The sequence below is a fragment of the Streptomyces beijiangensis genome, assembly GCF_017315755.1.
In the GTDB taxonomy this organism is placed as follows: Bacteria; Actinomycetota; Actinomycetes; order Streptomycetales; family Streptomycetaceae; genus Streptomyces; species Streptomyces beijiangensis.
This window is the reverse complement of record NZ_JAFLRJ010001308.1, coordinates 1-230: the sequence shown is the minus strand read 5'-3', so window position 1 is coordinate 230 and position 230 is coordinate 1. Positions and strand designations below refer to the sequence as shown.

At 66.1% G+C, this 230-nt stretch carries 1 protein-coding gene; it reads right to left on the bottom strand.

Annotated elements, in window-relative coordinates; all coding sequences use genetic code 11:
- Nucleotides 1–31: 31 nt before the first annotated feature.
- A partial coding sequence (ccsA, locus tag J0695_RS41610) for a cytochrome c biogenesis protein CcsA (RefSeq protein WP_206970009.1) occupies nt 32–230 on the bottom strand: 199 nt, incomplete at its 5' end.

The window sequence follows — 230 nt, the reverse complement described above, 5'->3', positions numbered from 1 at the left end:
GAACCGGCCCCGGCCGTTCAGCGCGCGGTGCTCACACTCCGGCGTAGGAGTGCTTTCCGTTGATGAAGATGTTCACGCCGTAGTAGTTCCAGATCCAGCAGCCGAAGGCGAAGAGCGCCAGGTACGCGGCCTTGCGGCCCTTCCACCCGGCGGTCGCACGGGCGTGCAGGTAGCAGGCGTAGACGACCCAGGTGATGAACGACCAGGTCTCCTTGGGGTCCCAGCCCCAG